Source organism: Arcticibacter svalbardensis MN12-7 (genome assembly GCF_000403135.1).
Taxonomy (GTDB): Bacteria; Bacteroidota; Bacteroidia; order Sphingobacteriales; family Sphingobacteriaceae; genus Arcticibacter; species Arcticibacter svalbardensis.
The window spans coordinates 45,595-62,399 of the sequence record NZ_AQPN01000024.1; the positions used below are offsets into that span (position 1 = coordinate 45,595).

Below are 16,805 nucleotides of genomic sequence, written 5' to 3' on the forward strand. Positions count from 1 at the left end.
TAAGAGGACAATGGAGATTAAAAAATCATTATTTGATAATTTACAGAATTTTTTCGGCTTTGATAATTTTAAAGGCGAGCAAGAAGCGATAATCACTAATATCATACAAAGAAGGGACACCTTCGTAATTATGCCCACAGGTGGCGGCAAATCAATATGTTATCAGTTACCGGCATTAATGAGTGAAGGTACTGCTATTGTCATTTCACCACTAATAGCACTGATGAAAAATCAGGTAGATCAGTTAAGAGCATTTGGTGGGACAGAAAGTATTGCCCATTTTTTGAACTCATCTCTTAATAAGGCTGAGATCATAAAGGTTAAGCAAGACGTTTTAAGTGGGGAGACTAAATTATTATATGTGGCTCCGGAGTCACTATCGAAACCTGAGAACATCGATTTCTTGCGTCTGATCACGATTTCTTTCGTAGCCGTAGATGAAGCACATTGTATTTCTGAATGGGGACATGATTTCCGTCCCGAATATAGACGGATCCGTCAGGTGATTAGTAATATTGGCGACAATATTCCAATTATAGCACTTACAGCCACCGCAACTCCCAAAGTACAGCAGGATATTGTTAAGAATCTTCAAATGAATGATTCTACCTTATTCAAATCATCTTTCAACAGGCCAAACCTGTATTACGAAGTACGTATTAAAAGGAATGTCGTAAAGGAAATTGTACGGTTTATCAACACCCATGCCGGTAAATCAGGAATTATATATTGCTTAAGCCGTAAGAAGGTAGAGGAAATTTCAGAAGCTTTAAATCTGAATGGTATAAAATCACTTCCTTATCATGCCGGCCTGGACCCTAAAACAAGAGCTGATACACAGGATAAATTTCTTATGGAGGATGTAGATGTCATTGTGGCAACCATCGCTTTCGGTATGGGAATAGACAAACCTGATGTACGTTTTGTTATTCATCACGACATTCCTAAAAGTATGGAAGGGTACTATCAGGAAACCGGCCGCGCAGGTAGAGATGGTGGCGAAGGTGTTTGTGTCGCTTTTTACTCTGAAAAGGATGTCGATAAACTGGCTAAATTTATGAAGGATAAACCTGTTGCCGAAAGGGAAATAGGCACACAGATTTTAAAGGAAGTAATTGACTATGCGGAATCAGCAGTATGCCGGCGCAAGCAGATCCTGCATTATTTTGGTGAAAACTTCGATGATGCCGGTTGCAATTGCATGTGCGACAATTGCCGTTCCCAGCGTACTTTCTTTGATGCTAGCGAGAAATTAAGGAATACCCTGATTATGATCCGTGAGTTGGGTGAGAAGTTTGACGACCAGCATATTATCAATATTTTGATGGGAGTGGATACTTCACAGATTACCGCTTACAATCATAATAAACTTCCTTATTTTGGAAGTGGTAAAGAAGATGGCCTTTTAGTTTGGAAATCTTTAATGCGTCAGGCATTACTCAATAATTACCTTTCTAAGGATATTGATAACTACGGTTTGCTGCGCTTAACAAAATCAGGAAATGGTTTTATCGACAATCCGCATTCACTTAAGTTCGTATTAAATAAACAAATGGAATTAGCTGAAGATGATTCGGATGATGCCGCTCAACAAGGAGGAGGAACAATAGACGTGGAACTCTTAAAAATGTTGAAGGATCTTCGTAAAAAGATGGCAAAGCAAAAGGTCCTGCCACCATTCGTTATTTTTCAGGATCCTTCCCTGGATGAAATGTGCACGCATTATCCAATTTCATTAGAAGAACTGAAACAAATTCAAGGCGTTGGACAAGGGAAAGCAATGAAATTTGGTGCTCCATTTGTCGCCTTGATTAGTAAGTATGTGGAGGAAAATGAAATTGACAGACCTATTGATCTTATCATTAAAAGTGCTGCCAATAAATCTGCCCTTAAAGTTTCTATCATACAAAATATCGACCGCCATATCGCACTGGATGATATTGCCTCTTCCAAGGGAATCTCGTATGAAGATATTCTTCGTGAGGTGGAATCTATAGTGAACTCAGGTACGAAGCTGAATCTGAACTATTATATAGACGAGATGATCGATGAGGATCGCCAGGATGAAGTATATGATTACTTTAAGACTGCAGAAGTAGATTCTATTGATAACGCCTTAAAAGAGCTGGGATCAGATGACTACACACGCGAAGAACTTCAGCTTATGCGAATTAAATTTTTATCAGAATTAGGAAACTAATGATCAATCAAATTCCTCGTATCCGTAATACCGATACCAATAATTTTTTTCTTATGGCTGGCCCCTGCGCTATAGAAGGGGAGGACATGGCTCTTAGAATAGCTGAACGGATCGTAATGATTACCGAAAAGCTGAAAATTCCTTTTATATTCAAGGGATCCTACCGAAAAGCAAACCGCTCCAGATCTGATGCATTTACAGGTATTGGTGATGAAAAAGCACTTAAAATCCTGGCTAAGGTCGGCAGTGAATTTGGAATTCCTACCGTTACCGACATCCATGAAAGCCATGAAGCTGCCATGGCAGCCTGTTATGTGGATGTTTTACAGATCCCCGCTTTTTTATGCCGTCAAACCGATCTGCTTATTGCTGCTGCAGAAACCGGTAAAACCGTCAACATTAAAAAAGGACAGTTTCTTTCTGCGTCTTCAATGGAATTTGCAGTAGAAAAAGTCAGGGACTCCGGAAACTCTAATATTATTTTAACGGACAGGGGAAATACGTTCGGTTATCAGGATCTTATTGTAGACTTTCGGGGGATTCCTGAAATGAGGTCTTTTGGCGTTCCCGTAGTGATGGATTGTACCCATTCACTTCAGCAGCCCAATCAGCCAAATGGAATAACAGGAGGGAAACCGGGTCTTATTGCTACCATAGCTAAAGCAGCCATTGCTGTAGGTGCAGATGGTTTGTTCATTGAAACCCATCCCGACCCTTTAAATGCTAAATCTGATGGGGCAAATATGCTACATCTTGATTCTTTGGAACATTTATTAGAGAAGTTAATACGAATCAGGCAGGCTATTATGTAGCTTTTTTGCCTTTAAACAGTATATTTGAGTTAGCTTTAATTTTTAAAATAAGTACATATATAATGACAGAGAAAGTTCTGGCGAAATATGATCTCGTTATTGGTCTTGAAATTCATGCCCAACTCTTAACAAAAACTAAAATATTTTCATCTGATTCTGCATCATTTGGTGGCGATCCTAATGATCATACCAGCATTATATCTGTTGGTCTGCCAGGTACCTTACCTAAGGTCAATGAAAAAGTAGTAGCTTATGCTGTTAAAATGGGTTGGGCTACCAACTGCACCATTAATAAACATAATCGCTTCGACCGTAAGAACTATTTCTATGCTGACCTGCCTAAGGGATACCAGATCACACAGGATGAACTTCCTATTTGTCAAAAGGGCTTCATCACCATCCAGGTTAAAGACAATTCCGAGAAGAACATCCGGATCAACCGCATTCACATGGAAGAGGATGCCGGCAAAAGTATGCATGACCGTGACGACAAATATTCTCTGATCGATTTAAACCGGGCAGGTGTTCCTCTTATAGAGATTGTATCCGAACCTGATCTCCGCTCTGCAGAAGAAGCCGCTGCCTATGTTACTGAAGTTAGGAAGTTGGTTCGCTATCTGGATATCTGCGATGGCAATATGGAAGAGGGAAGTTTGCGCTGCGATGCCAATATCTCGGTGAAGCTTAAAGGAACTGATGAATATGGTGCCCGTTGTGAAGTGAAGAACTTAAACTCCATAAGGAATTTACAAAGAGCAGTGAACTATGAGTTTAAACGTCAGGTAAAGCTGGTTGAAAAAGGCGAACGTATAGAACAAAATACGCTCAATTTTAATGCCTCTACAGGAGTAACCACAGTGTTGAGGTCCAAAGAAATGGCCAATGATTACCGCTATTTCCCCGAACCCGATCTCCCTCCTTTAGATTTAGCAGAGGAATGGATTCAAAAGCTTAAAGCAGAACTTCCTGAATTACCTGAACAACGAGTTAAACGTTACTTGAAAGACTTCGAACTGTCTCATTATAACGCATCCTTATTAACAGCAGATAGGGGAGTAGCCGACTTTTTTGAAGAGCTCGTCCTATATACTCCATACTACAAATCAGCAGCTAACTGGGTTACTGGTCCTCTTCAATCTTATGCGAATGAGAAGGGGAAAGATCTTTCCATTTTGCGGAGCAGCTTAAAACCCATTTCGGACATAATAAAATTGGTTGAAGAGCTTAAAATAAACTATACAGCTGCTGTCCAGCAACTTTTTCCAGCCTTAATGGCTAAAGAAAATCAATCTATACCACAGCTCGTTCATGATTTAAATCTTTTTATCGATACCGATGATGATGAGCTTACCGGTTTTATTGACGAAGTAGTAAGTCGCTACCCCGAAAAAGTAATGGAATACCATAAAGGGAAAAAAGGCGTTTTAGGCTTGTTTATGGGTGACATTATGAAAATTTCCAAAGGGAAAATTGATCCCAAATCAGCAAACAAACTTCTTCTGGAAAAATTAAAATCATTAAAGTGAAACGAATCCTGCTACTTCTCCTGAGCATCATTGCTCTCTTTTTATCTTGTAAAAATAAAACTGCATTTACTATCGATGGCAAGCTCGAAAATGCTCAAAATCTTAAAAAAGTAATGATCTATAAAGGGGATTTGCTGGTCGATTCTGCAGTGTTGAGCGATAAAGGTGAATTTCGTTTCCAAATTCCATCTCCTGATCCTGACTTTTTTTACCTGGTAGCAGATGCAAAGAATTACCTTTTACTTGCCCAGGATGGGGATGAATTGAAATTCAAAGCCGATTATACAAGTTCTATCGGAGAGTACTCCATCGAAGGCTCTGAGGACGCTGAAAACCTAAAGGAGTTCAACACAATCAACAATAAGTATGGGAAGGTTTTTGGGGATTTGAAAACACAATACGACCAAATGATAACGGCTCATCCGGAACAGAAAGATGCTGTCTCGCAAAAGCTTACCCCTCTTTTCGATGCAAATATGAAAGCTTTTGCAAAAGAGTCTCTCTCCTTTGCCGCAAAGAATAGTGATAACCTTGCTGGCTTTTATGCCATGAGCATGCTCGATCCGGTTGATTATGAAGATCAGTTACTCAAATATGCGGAAGGTTTAAAGGGTAAATTTTCTACAAATAAACCTGTTCAGGAATTCATTGCCAAAATGAATAAGATAAAACCAATTGCCAAAGGTCAGCCTGCTATTGACTTCCAAAGTGTGGCGCCTAACGGACATCTTGTAAAATTATCAGATTTTAAGGGTAAATATGTGTTGCTGGACTTTTGGGCTTCATGGTGTGGACCCTGTCGCCAGGAGAATCCGAATATTGTAAAACAATATCAGGCCTATAAGAACAAAAACTTTACTATTCTTGGCGTTTCTCTGGACAATGATAAAGCCGCCTGGCTGAAAGCAATCAAAGATGATCAATTGGATTGGAACCATGTATCTGATCTGAAACAGTGGAATAGCGAAATTGCTAGGCAGTATCAGGTTGAGGGGATTCCTGCTTCTTTCCTAATTGATCCCTCTGGAATCATTGTAGCTAAGAATCTTAGGGGTGCCGATCTTGAAGAATTCTTAAAGAAAACGTTGAAATAAACTGATTATACTGTTAAGATAAAGTAAGTATTAACAATTACTTAATATTAACTTAATGATTAAGTACATTTAAGCTTTTATTTTAGCAACGTAATACAAAATCATGAGTTCAAATAAACAAAAGATCTTAGTCGTTGATGATGAACCTGATATCAGGGAGCTGATTGAATATAATCTAAAAAAAGAAGGCTACCAGGTCTACACAGCCAGCAACGGTCAGGAAGGAATAGCCGAGGCAAAGAAAGTTCATCCTGATCTAATCATCCTGGACGTCATGATGCCCAAGATGGATGGTATTGAGGCCTGCAGGATTATGCGATCCATGAATGACTTTAAATCCACGTTTATGGTATTCCTTACTGCCCGCAGTGAAGAGTATTCTGAAATTGCAGGATTTAATGTCGGTGCCGATGATTATATCGCAAAACCTATTAAAGCAAGAGCTTTAGTAAGCCGCATCAACGCGATCTTAAGACGTAATACACAGTCCGAAGATGTAATTGAAAATAAAATTGAAATTGGCGATCTGGTTATAGACAGGGAAACTTACCTGGTATACCAACGCGGAGCAAAGGTAACTCTTGCTAAAAAAGAATTTGAATTACTTTATTTACTGGCTTCTAAACCCGGAAAAGTATATACCAGGGAGGTGATCTTGAAAAATATCTGGGAAGACTCCGTAGTGGTCACCAATCGTACTATTGACGTTCATATCCGCAAAGTTCGTGAGAAATTGGGTGATGATTATGTCGCAACAGTTAAAGGGGTTGGATATAAATTCGACGCTTAAATTTAAATTTTAACCACCAAAAATATAAACGCTGCATTCCATTTTCCTTAAGCCCCAATCAAGAGGTCAATGGAATGCAGCGCTTTAATTTAAATTTGTATCGGGCCGAACATTCCTGTCCATTTCTACAATCCCGATACAATAATCCCGTTATGTGCCAAACCAAAAATGGGTTACTTTTTCATTCCTATTGAATCCGGTACCTGCGATATAGACGTTTCTATCCGCTCCTTATCCAACGCTCAAACTAAGCTGCTTCCGATTAAAACCTTACCCTAATTAGAAACAAGGTTTTAAATCTTTCTGTTGGTCAAATGTAAAATGTGGCTATAAAATAAACGATTGTTAAGCTTATTCTTCCTAAATCTTCTTTAATATGTATATTTTGAGTTAGTTTGTACCAAATAAAGAGCTGAGTGGAATCAAATTTAATTTCAGGAAATCTCAATTTAAATTCAAAAAGTATGACAAAACATGAGATGGTTTCTTGTGAAAGGTGTGGTACCCGCATTGAATGCAGGGCAAATACATACTCCAGATGTCAGTGTAATGCCGTCCAGCTCAGTGCCAAAGAAGTAGAGTATATTGCCGAAAAGTATGAAGGATGCCTTTGTGCTTCTTGCCTAACTGCGCTTAAATCTGAACATCAGCTCCTGGTTGAACTCAACTAAATGTAGCTTTTGTCAATACTGGAATGTATATTTGTCATAGTTCTTTACATCATTCTTCCAACAGTCAGGTTATTTTATCCAATTTTATGGATAGAATTAAAAAGGAACCGTGTGCAATTCACGGGCTGTCGCGCAACTGTAAGTAACATCTGCTTTAGCAGGTTACAAGCCAGGATACTTGCCGTCTGTTTGAGACCAATGCTTTCGCGATTGAAGCAGTAGTCTGGAGTTTTAAGTATCCTCACACAACGGTTTACGCCCTTGATGTGATCTACTCTTGCGCTCTACTACACCCTTTTCGAAAGTATACCAAAAACGTAAGGAGCATTAATTCACATTAATGTTTAATAAAGTTTTATGCGTATGCTCAAAAACAATCTTGGTTACCCTCGTGTAGGCGATAACCGACAACTTAAAAAAGCCTGTGAACAGTATTGGGCAGGCACAATTTCCAGAGATGAGCTTCATCAAACTGCATGGAAGCTTAGGGAAACGAGTCTCAAATTACAACAAGAGGCTGGTATTGATCTCATTCCATGTAATGACTTCAGCTTTTACGATCATGTCCTCGACATGTCCTTAATGCTTGGAGCAATCCCTAAGCGCTATTCCTCAATTCTAACAGCAGTAAAAGGAAATGCAGAAATTGATTTGTATTTCGCTATGGCCAGAGGGTATCAAAAGGATGGACTGGATATCCCGGCAATGGAAATGACCAAATGGTTTGATACCAATTATCATTTTATTGTTCCTGAGTTTACTGTCGATCAGGAATTCAAGCTCTTCTCTGAAAAAGCTTTTGCTGAATTTACCAGTGCCAAACAAATCCTGGGCAGCAACCCCAAACCAGTATTAACCGGTCCGGTGACCTACTTATTACTTGGTAAAGAGAAATCGAACGACGAGAACGCCCCTATCGCCTTCAATCGAATCGATCTCATCAAAAAGTTGGTTCCCGTCTATGTCGAAATCATCAACACCTTTAAAAGTTATGGTGCCGAATGGATTCAGATGGATGAACCTTACCTTTCCCTTGACCTCAGCGAAGTCGAAAAACAGGCATTCCAATATGCCTACGAGGAGATTAGTAAAAAATGTAACGGCATAAAAATCCTGTTGACTTCCTATTTTGAATCGCTGGGCGACAATACCGCTTTAGCACTTCATCTGCCTGTAGCAGCCGTACATATTGATCTGGTACGCAGTGCTGAACAACTGAATGAAGTCTTAAAATATACACCACCTACTTTAACGTTATCGCTCGGTGTGGTAGATGGGAGGAATATCTGGAAAAACGATTATGTGAAGGCCCTCTATCACATTCAAAAGGCCGTTGCCGTACTTGGATCCGAAAGAATCATGATTGCAGCCTCCTGCTCCCTTTTACATAGCCCTTGTGATCTTGATTTGGAAACTACTTTAAATCCGGTCATTAAAAACTGGATGGCGTTTGCCCGGCAGAAACTGGATGAAATTTCTGATCTTTATGAAATTGCTAATGGAAAGAATGAACTTCTGTCCCAGAATATTCTCGCTCTTGAAAGTCGGAAATCCTCCAGTCTCATCCATCGCAAAGATGTCAAAGAAAGATTGGACGCTATTTCAGAAAAAGACGCAACAAGAAACAGCGTTTTCTCCGAACGCCAGCAAATTCAAAAAAAGCGCTTCAACCTGCCTTTTTTTCCAACCACCACTATAGGGTCATTCCCTCAGACTGCCGACATCAGGCAATTACGCGCAAAACTTAAAAAGGGCAGTATTAGTCTGGCCGATTACGACCTTGCCATCGAAAGCGCTACATTAGAAAGCATCCACTGGCAGGAGGAAATCGATATCGATGTACTGGTGCATGGCGAATTTGAACGCAATGACATGGTCGAGTACTTCGGCGAGATGCTGCAAGGCTTTGTGTTTACCCGTAACGGCTGGGTGCAGAGCTACGGTAGTCGTTGCGTTAAACCCCCTGTCATTTTTGGTGATATCAAACGGGAAAAGGATCTAACCGTACGATGGAGTAAGTTTGCACAGGAACATACCAATAAACCGATGAAAGGGATGTTAACCGGACCGATCACCATTCTTCAATGGTCTTTTGTGCGGAATGATCAACCTCGTTCTGAAACCGCCTTTCAGCTTGCACTGGCCATTCGTGATGAAGTTCTTGCACTCGAAAATGCAGGTATCAGTATCATCCAGATCGATGAACCCGCTATCAGGGAAGGTTTACCTTTGCGCAAAAATCAAAGGGCAACCTATCTCGATTGGGCAATCAAAGCCTTTCGTATCAGTGCTTCAGGGGTTAAAGATGAGACCCAAATCCATACCCATATGTGTTATAGCGAGTTTAATGATATCATTGAGAATATAGCAGAAATGGATGCCGATGTGATTACAATTGAAACATCACGCTCGCAAATGGAATTGCTGGATGCCTTTATCGATTTTAATTACCCCAATGAAATTGGTCCCGGTGTATATGACATTCATTCCCCACGTATTCCATCCGTGCAGGAGATGGTTCAATTATTAGAAAAAGCAGCAATTTCTATCCCGATCCGGAACTTATGGGTGAATCCCGATTGTGGTCTGAAGACTCGTAATTGGCCGGAAACCAAACAGGCCCTACTCAATATGGTGCAAGCGGCTAAACAAATGCGGACAAAAGCTTTAACACCTCTGGAAAGATCAATTTGATCTGCTAAGCAGGGCAGGAAAGCTTCCTTTTAAAAATAGTTTTCCTTAAAAAAGCGGGGGTTAAATAGATAACCTCCGCCTTTTAAAAATCAATTCCGTATAATAATTTTCATGTCACTCTCCAAAAAATCATCCGCACATAGCGGCACTGAATAATCCATACCCCCCAAAGTACTTGTATTTCCAACAAAATTCTGGATGTAATAATTCCCTTTGTATTTTTTTTCAATAAGAAAATGCGCCATTTCCTGGATCTCAGCTGCACTTAAAAGATCAGAATGAACCGTCGTCCGCACTTCAAAAGGAATGCCCGAAACAAGCAACAAATCCAGACTTTCCTCAAAATGTGCAAAAAGATTGCTTTTAGTTACTTTGTCAAACCCAGCAGATAATGACTTGAAGTCCAGCGCTACATAGTCAACCAGATTCCCTTGAATCAGTGCTCTTAGCTTTTCAGGATGGCTGCCATTTGTGTCAATTTTAACTAGCATATGCATGCCTTTAATTTCAGCGGCATACTGTTCAATCCCATGATGCAGGGTACACTCTCCGCCACTTAAAACCACCCCATCCAACAGATTTCTTCTTTTCTCAATAAAAGTAAGCGAATCGCTAAAGCTCATCTTTCCTTTTCCAAGAACAATTTCTGGATTATAGCAATAAGGACACTTCATATTACAACCTGCGAACCAAACGATGCAGGCTGTTTTATCCGGGTAATCAAGTAACGTAAAAGGAGTTATATTGTAAATTGGATCAGGCACACTTCGATTCAATGAAATGCATCCTTTGCTTGTGCTCTGCCTTTTTACCAATATTGAAACTTTCAACAGGGCGGTGATAACCCATCACACGGGTATAAACCAAACATTTGCTTCTTTTCGCTTCGTTCTTTATTAATTCTTCCTGGATCTCAGTGTTTTTCATATGCTTGATGTTTGTTGATTTTTCAATTCCTTAAGTAAAATTTCATCACAGGTAGGGCAGTACTCATGCTCGCCATTCAGGTAACCATGAACGGGACAAATGCTAAATACCGGAGTCACCGTAATATAGGGCAATCTAAAATTGGATACTACCTTTTTAACCAGGTTACGGCAAGCTTCAGGAGAGCTTAGTTTTTCTCTCATGTACAGATGTTGTACCGTTCCGCCAGTATATTTACACTGCAGTTCATCCTGCAGCAGCAAGGCCTCAAAAGGATCGTCCGTATAATCCACAGGAATTTGCGAACTGTTCGTATAATAGATATTCTCGTCTTCTCCAGCTTGAATAATTCCTTCAAATCGTTTTTTATCTTCTTTAGCAAAGCGATACGTAGTGCCTTCAGCAGGAGTAGCTTCCAAATTATACAGGTTGCCTGTTTCTTCCTGAAATACCGTCATCCGCTTACGGATGAATTCCAAAAGATCCAAAGCAAGGGTTTTTCCTTTTTCCGATACAATATCGTATTGATCAGCACTATAGTTCCTCACCATCTCATTCATTCCATTTACACCAATGGTGGAGAAATGGTTCCTGAAATGACTCAGATATCTTTTCGTATACGGATATAAACCCCGGTCATACATCTCCTGTATAAATACTCTTTTCTTCTCTAAAGTTGATTTTGCAATGCTCAGCAACAGATCCAGGCGGCCATACAGACCCTTTTCATTCCCTTTGTACAGAAATCCCAGTCTGGCCATATTGATAGTAACCACACCTACACTGCCTGTCATTTCAGCACTGCCAAACAAACCATTTCCTCTTTTTAACAGTTCGCGCAGGTCAAGTTGCAGTCTGCAGCACATACTCCGCACCGCATTAGGCTTATAAGCCTGTGGGTTTTCGATCCGGTTACCATCTTCATCCTGCATATACTGACTGCCAATAAAGTTCTGGAAATACGATGATCCAATCTTGGCTGTGTTTTCAAACAATAGATCCGTGTTTTCAGAGTACCAATCAAAATCCTCGGTGATGTTTACCGTAGGAATAGGGAAAGTAAAAGGTTGTCCGTTCGAATCCCCCTCCGTCATAACCGTATAGTATGCTTTATTGATGAGGTTCATTTCCGGTTGAAAATGACCGTAACATAAATCCAACACGTTAGATACGCCACGTTCTTTAGCACGCAGGATCAGCTTTTCGTCTTTATTGCCTTCAAATAGATGATGGTCATTTCGTGTTGGAATCTGTCCTTTCAGATCTTCAGGAATCGTCCAGTCGATCGTTATATTCGTAAACGGCGATTGTCCCCAACGTGCGGGTACATTTAAATTATATACAAAACTGCGAATGGCCTTCAATACATCCTCAAAACTCAACTTATCTTTAAATACATAAGGAGCGAGATACGTATCAAAAGAACTGAAAGCCTGCGCTCCAGCCCATTCACTTTGCAAAATACCAAGAAAATTGGCCATCTGCCCTAAAGCTTCCCTGAAATGAGAAGGAGCTTTGCTTTCCACGCGACTACGTACTCCATTAAAACCTTCGTTTAATAATGCCCGTAAACTCCATCCAGCACAATATCCGGTTAAACAATCGAGGTCATGTATATGCAGATCACCATTCCGGTGTGCATAACCTTCTTCTTTCGAATAAACCTTATCCAGCCAGTAATTCGCAATCACTTTACCTGCCACATTATTAACCAAACCGGCATTAGAATAGGAGGTATTTGCATTCGCGTTAATCCGCCAGTCTGTCTGACTGATATATTCTTCAATCGTTTGTGTGCTGTTGATGAAGGTCGTATCCTCATCCACACCGTCAATATGCGTTCTTTGCATCTTTCGTGTATGCCGGTAGATCATAAACGAACGCATTACTTCAAAATAGCCTTTATCGAAAAGCTCCTTTTCGATAATATCCTGAATCTCTTCTACTGTCCAAACTTCTTTGGTCTTCAGATCAACTAAAACTTTTTCATAGATTGTTTTATCGCAAAGTACACCTACGCTTAAAAATCCTTTTTCAATGGCGTCTTCAATTTTAAATCCTTTATAAGGCTCGTAATCGCCATTTCTTTTTATAACGTAGTTGATCATGTTTTTTAATTCGGGATGCAAGACTAATGAAAAGGACCCGTTTGTGCATCTTCATCTTATCAACACGAAGTGAGAAACTTTATATCACAAATTGTAAACATTTGACCCCTAAAAAGAGTAGGCCTTACGATGTACGATCAATCAAAGATGTTAAAAGATTACATCCTGCTCATCTCCAGTTCGTTATTCTTTTGCTTCCTATTCATAAGATAAACCAGATACATCCCTATCGCTGACAAAATAATAAGAATCAGGTAGCTAAAACTAAGGTTGCGTTCATCTTTTGCAGGAAATACATTGACGATCGCATAAGTTAAAAATGACAGCACAATGTAGACGAATCCGCCACTAAGGCCGCCAGCGATTCCTGCATTCTGGGGAAACTTACTGAGACAATAGGTAAAATAAATATTATATGTAAACCCTGCGCCAGCATGAATCAGGAAGGCAAAGAATACAAGCGAGTAGATACTGGTAAAATATTTTAAACTAAAGATCATGATCAGTACAAATACAATTTGCAAACCGGAATTGATGGATAACTTTTTATAAAACGGACGGGTAATCAAAGCTTTACTAATAAATCCGCCTGCCATCCAGGATAAACCAAGAATCAAGGAACAAGTGCCAGCAACAACAGGTGTTAAACCAAGCTCGTGTTCAATGATATAAGGGCCTGTCATGTTATATACCATAACCATAGAATAGGCAAAACAAAGCATAAAGAGCCCAAGACTAAAACTTACAGTTTTAAACATTTTTAAATAGATCCCAGCAATTTTTTTTAAGTGGAATTCCGCAGGGTTGCTGAGCGATTCACCACTATAAATAAGTTCAAGGATAGCTATTACCGATGCAAATGCAGCTAAAAAGTAAAAGTTTGATTGCCACCCAAAAATCGTTTGCAAATAACCTCCTAAAAATGGGGCTATAATAGGTCCGGCAGACCAGATGATGGTGAAAAGACTCAGGTAGTGTTTTAGTTTTTCTCCGGTATATAAATCCACAAAGTATGCTCTTTTCGATACCACGATGATGGCCACTGTTATGCCGTGAATGATCCGCATCGCATAGATCAGATAGATCTGATGTGTTAACGCAATTACCAGGCTGGCTATGATGAATACCAGTAAGGCACCAAGACTGATTCGGAAACGTCCGAAACTATCAAGTATACTCCCAATAAAGAGTTGAGAAACTCCGTAGCTAATCAAAAAGACAGTCAATGTCATTTGTACCTGGATGCTGCTAATGTGCAAGTCAGCACCCATACTTGGCAGAGATGGAATATAAACGTCTGTTGCAAAACCAGAGAGCGGTATTAATGAAAATGCAAGGAGGGTAGAAATGGATTGATTTTTCTGTTTGATCATTGATAATAATATTGCGGATAACCAAATCAATGTATAAATTAATTGATGGTTGAATAAGGTATTTATGTACCCGCAAATCTAATACAACTCCAGAAACCTAAACTGATAAACAATTTTTGTTTACCCGATTATGACCTTGAAATCGGGTAACCGGATAGCTACGGTCTCTTTTTCAATGCCCAGCATGTCTTCTATTCGCTCGTAGGCGTGTAAAAATGTCAATTATTAAACCAATTGTGTCAGTTTTTAAACCTGCAATTTAATCTGTTTATTCACCTTTATAGTATTAAGCTGAAGGTTATAATTGCAAGTCATATATCCAAATCTATCATTGAAAGGTTGGTAAAAACATTGCGGAATAACCAATTTAAAAACCAAAAAAGGGAGGCCAAAATGAAGTAATCGTATTCTATTCATCATCGTCTGCATGATGTATGTAAGCAGGCAATTAAGCCTGATCTGATATAAACTAACAAATCTAGAAGTATGAAAGAACGCTTACCAATCTCATAGCCGGACAATCCGACTAAGAATAAGAAGCATAAATTATAATAACCATTTGAATTACGATTATTAACTAATAACCGGTCTGCGTGCGAATGGATTTTATACTTTTGCCAATGGTAATGTAATATCTAACTACATCCTGACAAAAAATGTGAAACTGGCTACCTCATTAACTTATGATTGTACAGATCTAACTAATCCGGCTCTTTTTCCTGGATGGAGAGGTCAGTATAACTGGGCTACTGTAACTGCTGTAGCCGGTAAGGTAAAAGGTACCGACCATAACATTGCTATTAAAGGCTTGTTTAGTTACATTGCACCTACAGGAACAGAAGCTGTTGCTTTGATTGCACAAGGCTATAAACTCACTAACTGGGGTATTGATATTGTCAATAATCAAATCAGTTACGATAGAAATATTCTTTCAGGCGTAAAATCAGCAGATGCTCCACCAAGATATTTCTTCCCCATTCCGTTCGAAACGATTAGTAAATCAAATGGAAAAATAACCAATGGATATGGCTTGCCTCAGCAATAAATAGTCACAATAGGCAATATAATAATATAATGAAATGTTTGAAGGTCCTGTTCTTGAATAAAGAACGGGACCTTTTATTTTAATAAGATATTCCCAGTGATCTTTATAAAATTATCAGGAAAATTTCATCCCAACATTTCAAGGAATTCAGTAAGCCCGATTGCTTCAATTTGTCCGGACATCGGATATCTTTCTGATCCTGAATATATCACAAACTTACTTGTTGCTTTTATATCATCACAGGCAGTATAAAAACCCTTACTAATTTTTGGGGATGACGATCTTTTAACTTCTATTGCCCAAACTTGGTTATCAGGACCTTCCAGTACCAAATCTATTTCAGTTTGCGCAGTAGTTCTATAATAGCTGTATTGCCATTTGCTTGATAGTTGTACTATAATATTCTCTATAACAAAACCTTCCCAGCTGGCCCCGAGAACCGGATGTCCTAGTAAGACCTCAAAACTTGAAATATTTAAAAGCTTATGAAGTATGCCACTGTCACGCAAATAAATTTTAGGTGATTTAACCAAGCGTTTTTTCGTATTACCAGACCATGGCTGAATTTGCCTGACCATATAAAAATCCGTAAGAATGTCCAGGTATGACTTTATAGTTGGATGTGTGACTTCAAGGCTCTTACCAAGTTCCGAATATATAATCTGTTGACCATGATAATGGGCAAGCATTGTCCAAAATCTTTTCATTCTGGATGCCGGAATTTGTGGGCCCATAAGAGGTATGTCACGTTCTACATAGGTAGAAATAAAATCATTGCGCCATTCCCAGCTTTCATCATCAGACGTTGCCAGATAGCTGTTTGGGAATCCTCCCCTGAACCAAAGTTTTTCAGGATTGAATCCCAATCTATCCGTTTTGAGAACCTCTAATACACTGAAAGGGGTTAATTCAAGATATCTTATTCTTCCTGCAAGTGTTTCCGAAGATTGCTGTATTAGATCACGGGATGCTGATCCAAGTAAAAGAAATTGTCCGGCATTTTCTCCACTGCGTTTTCGAATATCAATTAAACCTCGAAGAATACGAAATAAGTCTGGTTTACGCTGTACCTCATCAATAATTAAAAGTTGATTTTCAAATCGTCTCAGATAACTTTCCGGATCATCTAGTTTATTTAGATCGGTATCTAATTCAAGATCAAGATAGACGGATTTTTTATTTAAAACTTGTTCAGCAACCTGTAAAGCTAATGTTGTTTTTCCTACTTGTCGTGGACCTAGCAGTGCTACTACTGGAACATTTTCTATTCCATTTAATAAGTTTTGCTTTAAAATTCTCTCTAACATAATATGTAATTTGAAAGGCAAACTTTCAAATTACAATAAAATTAAGCTAATTAGATGTATTTTGAAAGTTTAATCTTCTATAATTGTTAGCCAGATCATACTGGCGTAACTGGATTGTCGTACCGAATCTTGTCTTAAGAGCAAAGTCCTTTGTTGAAACTTCCGGGTGTACTGGAAAATCTGTAGGTAACTGCCGTCCTCAGGTGCCGCCAATGATATTTGAGATAAAAAAGGCATGTCCTCATGGTTTGAAGAAAA

13 protein-coding genes and 1 riboswitch are annotated in these 16,805 nt (G+C 39.2%); of the genes, 8 read left to right on the forward strand and 5 right to left on the reverse strand.

Going from position 1 to position 16,805, the window contains the following annotated elements:
- Positions 1–10: 10 nt before the first annotated feature.
- From recQ to metE, 7 genes are all read left to right on the forward strand, one after another.
- A complete protein-coding gene (gene recQ, locus ADIARSV_RS03455) occupies positions 11–2,200 on the forward strand; it encodes a DNA helicase RecQ (protein WP_016193985.1) in 2,190 nt (729 codons plus the stop codon).
- On the forward strand, positions 2,200–3,012 hold the full coding sequence (kdsA, locus tag ADIARSV_RS03460; protein WP_016193986.1) for a 3-deoxy-8-phosphooctulonate synthase: 813 nt from the start codon (positions 2,200–2,202) through the stop codon (positions 3,010–3,012). Before recQ ends, kdsA begins: the two co-directional genes overlap by 1 nt.
- A gap of 62 nt (positions 3,013–3,074) precedes the next feature.
- Positions 3,075–4,538: an Asp-tRNA(Asn)/Glu-tRNA(Gln) amidotransferase subunit GatB gene (gene gatB / locus ADIARSV_RS03465; RefSeq protein WP_016193987.1), complete on the forward strand. Its 1,464-nt coding sequence runs from the start codon at positions 3,075–3,077 to the stop codon at positions 4,536–4,538.
- Positions 4,535–5,632, forward strand: a complete 1,098-nt coding sequence (locus tag ADIARSV_RS03470) for a TlpA disulfide reductase family protein (RefSeq protein WP_040298967.1) — start codon at positions 4,535–4,537, stop codon at positions 5,630–5,632. The genes gatB and ADIARSV_RS03470 overlap by 4 nt, the downstream gene beginning before the upstream one ends.
- 103 nt (positions 5,633–5,735) lie before the next feature.
- Complete coding sequence (locus tag ADIARSV_RS03475; RefSeq protein ID WP_016193989.1) at positions 5,736–6,422, forward strand: response regulator transcription factor; 687 nt, start codon at positions 5,736–5,738, stop codon at positions 6,420–6,422.
- A gap of 464 nt (positions 6,423–6,886) precedes the next feature.
- The gene (locus tag ADIARSV_RS20930) at positions 6,887–7,093 is read left to right on the forward strand and encodes a cysteine-rich CWC family protein (RefSeq protein WP_083936517.1); all 207 of its coding nucleotides are present in this window, start codon (positions 6,887–6,889) and stop codon (positions 7,091–7,093) included.
- A 48-nt stretch (positions 7,094–7,141) separates the two neighbouring features.
- Positions 7,142–7,293: riboswitch (cobalamin riboswitch) on the forward strand.
- A 157-nt stretch (positions 7,294–7,450) separates the two neighbouring features.
- Complete coding sequence (gene metE, locus ADIARSV_RS03485; protein WP_016193990.1) at positions 7,451–9,787, forward strand: 5-methyltetrahydropteroyltriglutamate--homocysteine S-methyltransferase; 2,337 nt, start codon at positions 7,451–7,453, stop codon at positions 9,785–9,787.
- An 89-nt stretch (positions 9,788–9,876) separates the two neighbouring features.
- Here the strand turns inward: metE and ADIARSV_RS03490 are convergent, their stop codons facing one another.
- The 4 genes from ADIARSV_RS03490 to ADIARSV_RS03500 all read right to left on the reverse strand — a co-directional run bounded on the left by ADIARSV_RS03490 (position 9,877) and on the right by ADIARSV_RS03500 (position 14,195).
- Positions 9,877–10,551 carry an anaerobic ribonucleoside-triphosphate reductase activating protein gene (locus tag ADIARSV_RS03490; RefSeq protein WP_016193991.1) on the reverse strand — a complete coding sequence of 225 codons (675 nt, stop codon included), beginning with the start codon at positions 10,549–10,551 and terminating at the stop codon, positions 9,877–9,879.
- Positions 10,544–10,714, reverse strand: coding sequence for an anaerobic ribonucleoside-triphosphate reductase (gene nrdD, locus ADIARSV_RS22780; protein ID WP_016193992.1), 171 nt, complete (start codon positions 10,712–10,714; stop codon positions 10,544–10,546). The genes ADIARSV_RS03490 and nrdD overlap by 8 nt, the downstream gene beginning before the upstream one ends.
- Entirely contained in the window at positions 10,711–12,822 is a 2,112-nt protein-coding gene (locus tag ADIARSV_RS03495) for a ribonucleoside triphosphate reductase (RefSeq protein ID WP_016193993.1), read from the reverse strand. The genes nrdD and ADIARSV_RS03495 overlap by 4 nt, the downstream gene beginning before the upstream one ends.
- 158 nt (positions 12,823–12,980) lie before the next feature.
- On the reverse strand, positions 12,981–14,195 hold the full coding sequence (locus ADIARSV_RS03500) for an MFS transporter (protein ID WP_016193994.1): 1,215 nt from the start codon (positions 14,193–14,195) through the stop codon (positions 12,981–12,983).
- 658 nt (positions 14,196–14,853) lie between these two features.
- Here ADIARSV_RS03500 and ADIARSV_RS03505 point away from each other — a divergent pair.
- Positions 14,854–15,240, forward strand: a complete 387-nt coding sequence (locus tag ADIARSV_RS03505; protein ID WP_016193995.1) for a hypothetical protein — start codon at positions 14,854–14,856, stop codon at positions 15,238–15,240.
- 125 nt (positions 15,241–15,365) lie between these two features.
- Here the strand turns inward: ADIARSV_RS03505 and ADIARSV_RS03510 are convergent, their stop codons facing one another.
- Positions 15,366–16,547: an ATP-binding protein gene (locus tag ADIARSV_RS03510; protein ID WP_016193996.1), complete on the reverse strand. Its 1,182-nt coding sequence runs from the start codon at positions 16,545–16,547 to the stop codon at positions 15,366–15,368.
- Positions 16,548–16,805 lie beyond the last annotated feature (258 nt).

Coding starts and splice junctions, on each gene's coding strand:
- ADIARSV_RS20930 (WP_083936517.1), top strand. CDS start 6,887: ATGACAAAACATGAGATGGTTTCTTGTGAAAGGTGTGGTACCCGCATT.
- ADIARSV_RS03495 (WP_016193993.1), bottom strand. CDS start 12,822: ATGATCAACTACGTTATAAAAAGAAATGGCGATTACGAGCCTTATAAA.
- ADIARSV_RS03510 (WP_016193996.1), bottom strand. CDS start 16,547: ATGTTAGAGAGAATTTTAAAGCAAAACTTATTAAATGGAATAGAAAAT.
- metE (WP_016193990.1), top strand. CDS start 7,451: ATGCGTATGCTCAAAAACAATCTTGGTTACCCTCGTGTAGGCGATAAC.
- nrdD (WP_016193992.1), bottom strand. CDS start 10,714: ATGAAAAACACTGAGATCCAGGAAGAATTAATAAAGAACGAAGCGAAA.
- recQ (WP_016193985.1), top strand. CDS start 11: ATGGAGATTAAAAAATCATTATTTGATAATTTACAGAATTTTTTCGGC.
- kdsA (WP_016193986.1), top strand. CDS start 2,200: ATGATCAATCAAATTCCTCGTATCCGTAATACCGATACCAATAATTTT.
- ADIARSV_RS03500 (WP_016193994.1), bottom strand. CDS start 14,195: ATGATCAAACAGAAAAATCAATCCATTTCTACCCTCCTTGCATTTTCA.
- gatB (WP_016193987.1), top strand. CDS start 3,075: ATGACAGAGAAAGTTCTGGCGAAATATGATCTCGTTATTGGTCTTGAA.
- ADIARSV_RS03475 (WP_016193989.1), top strand. CDS start 5,736: ATGAGTTCAAATAAACAAAAGATCTTAGTCGTTGATGATGAACCTGAT.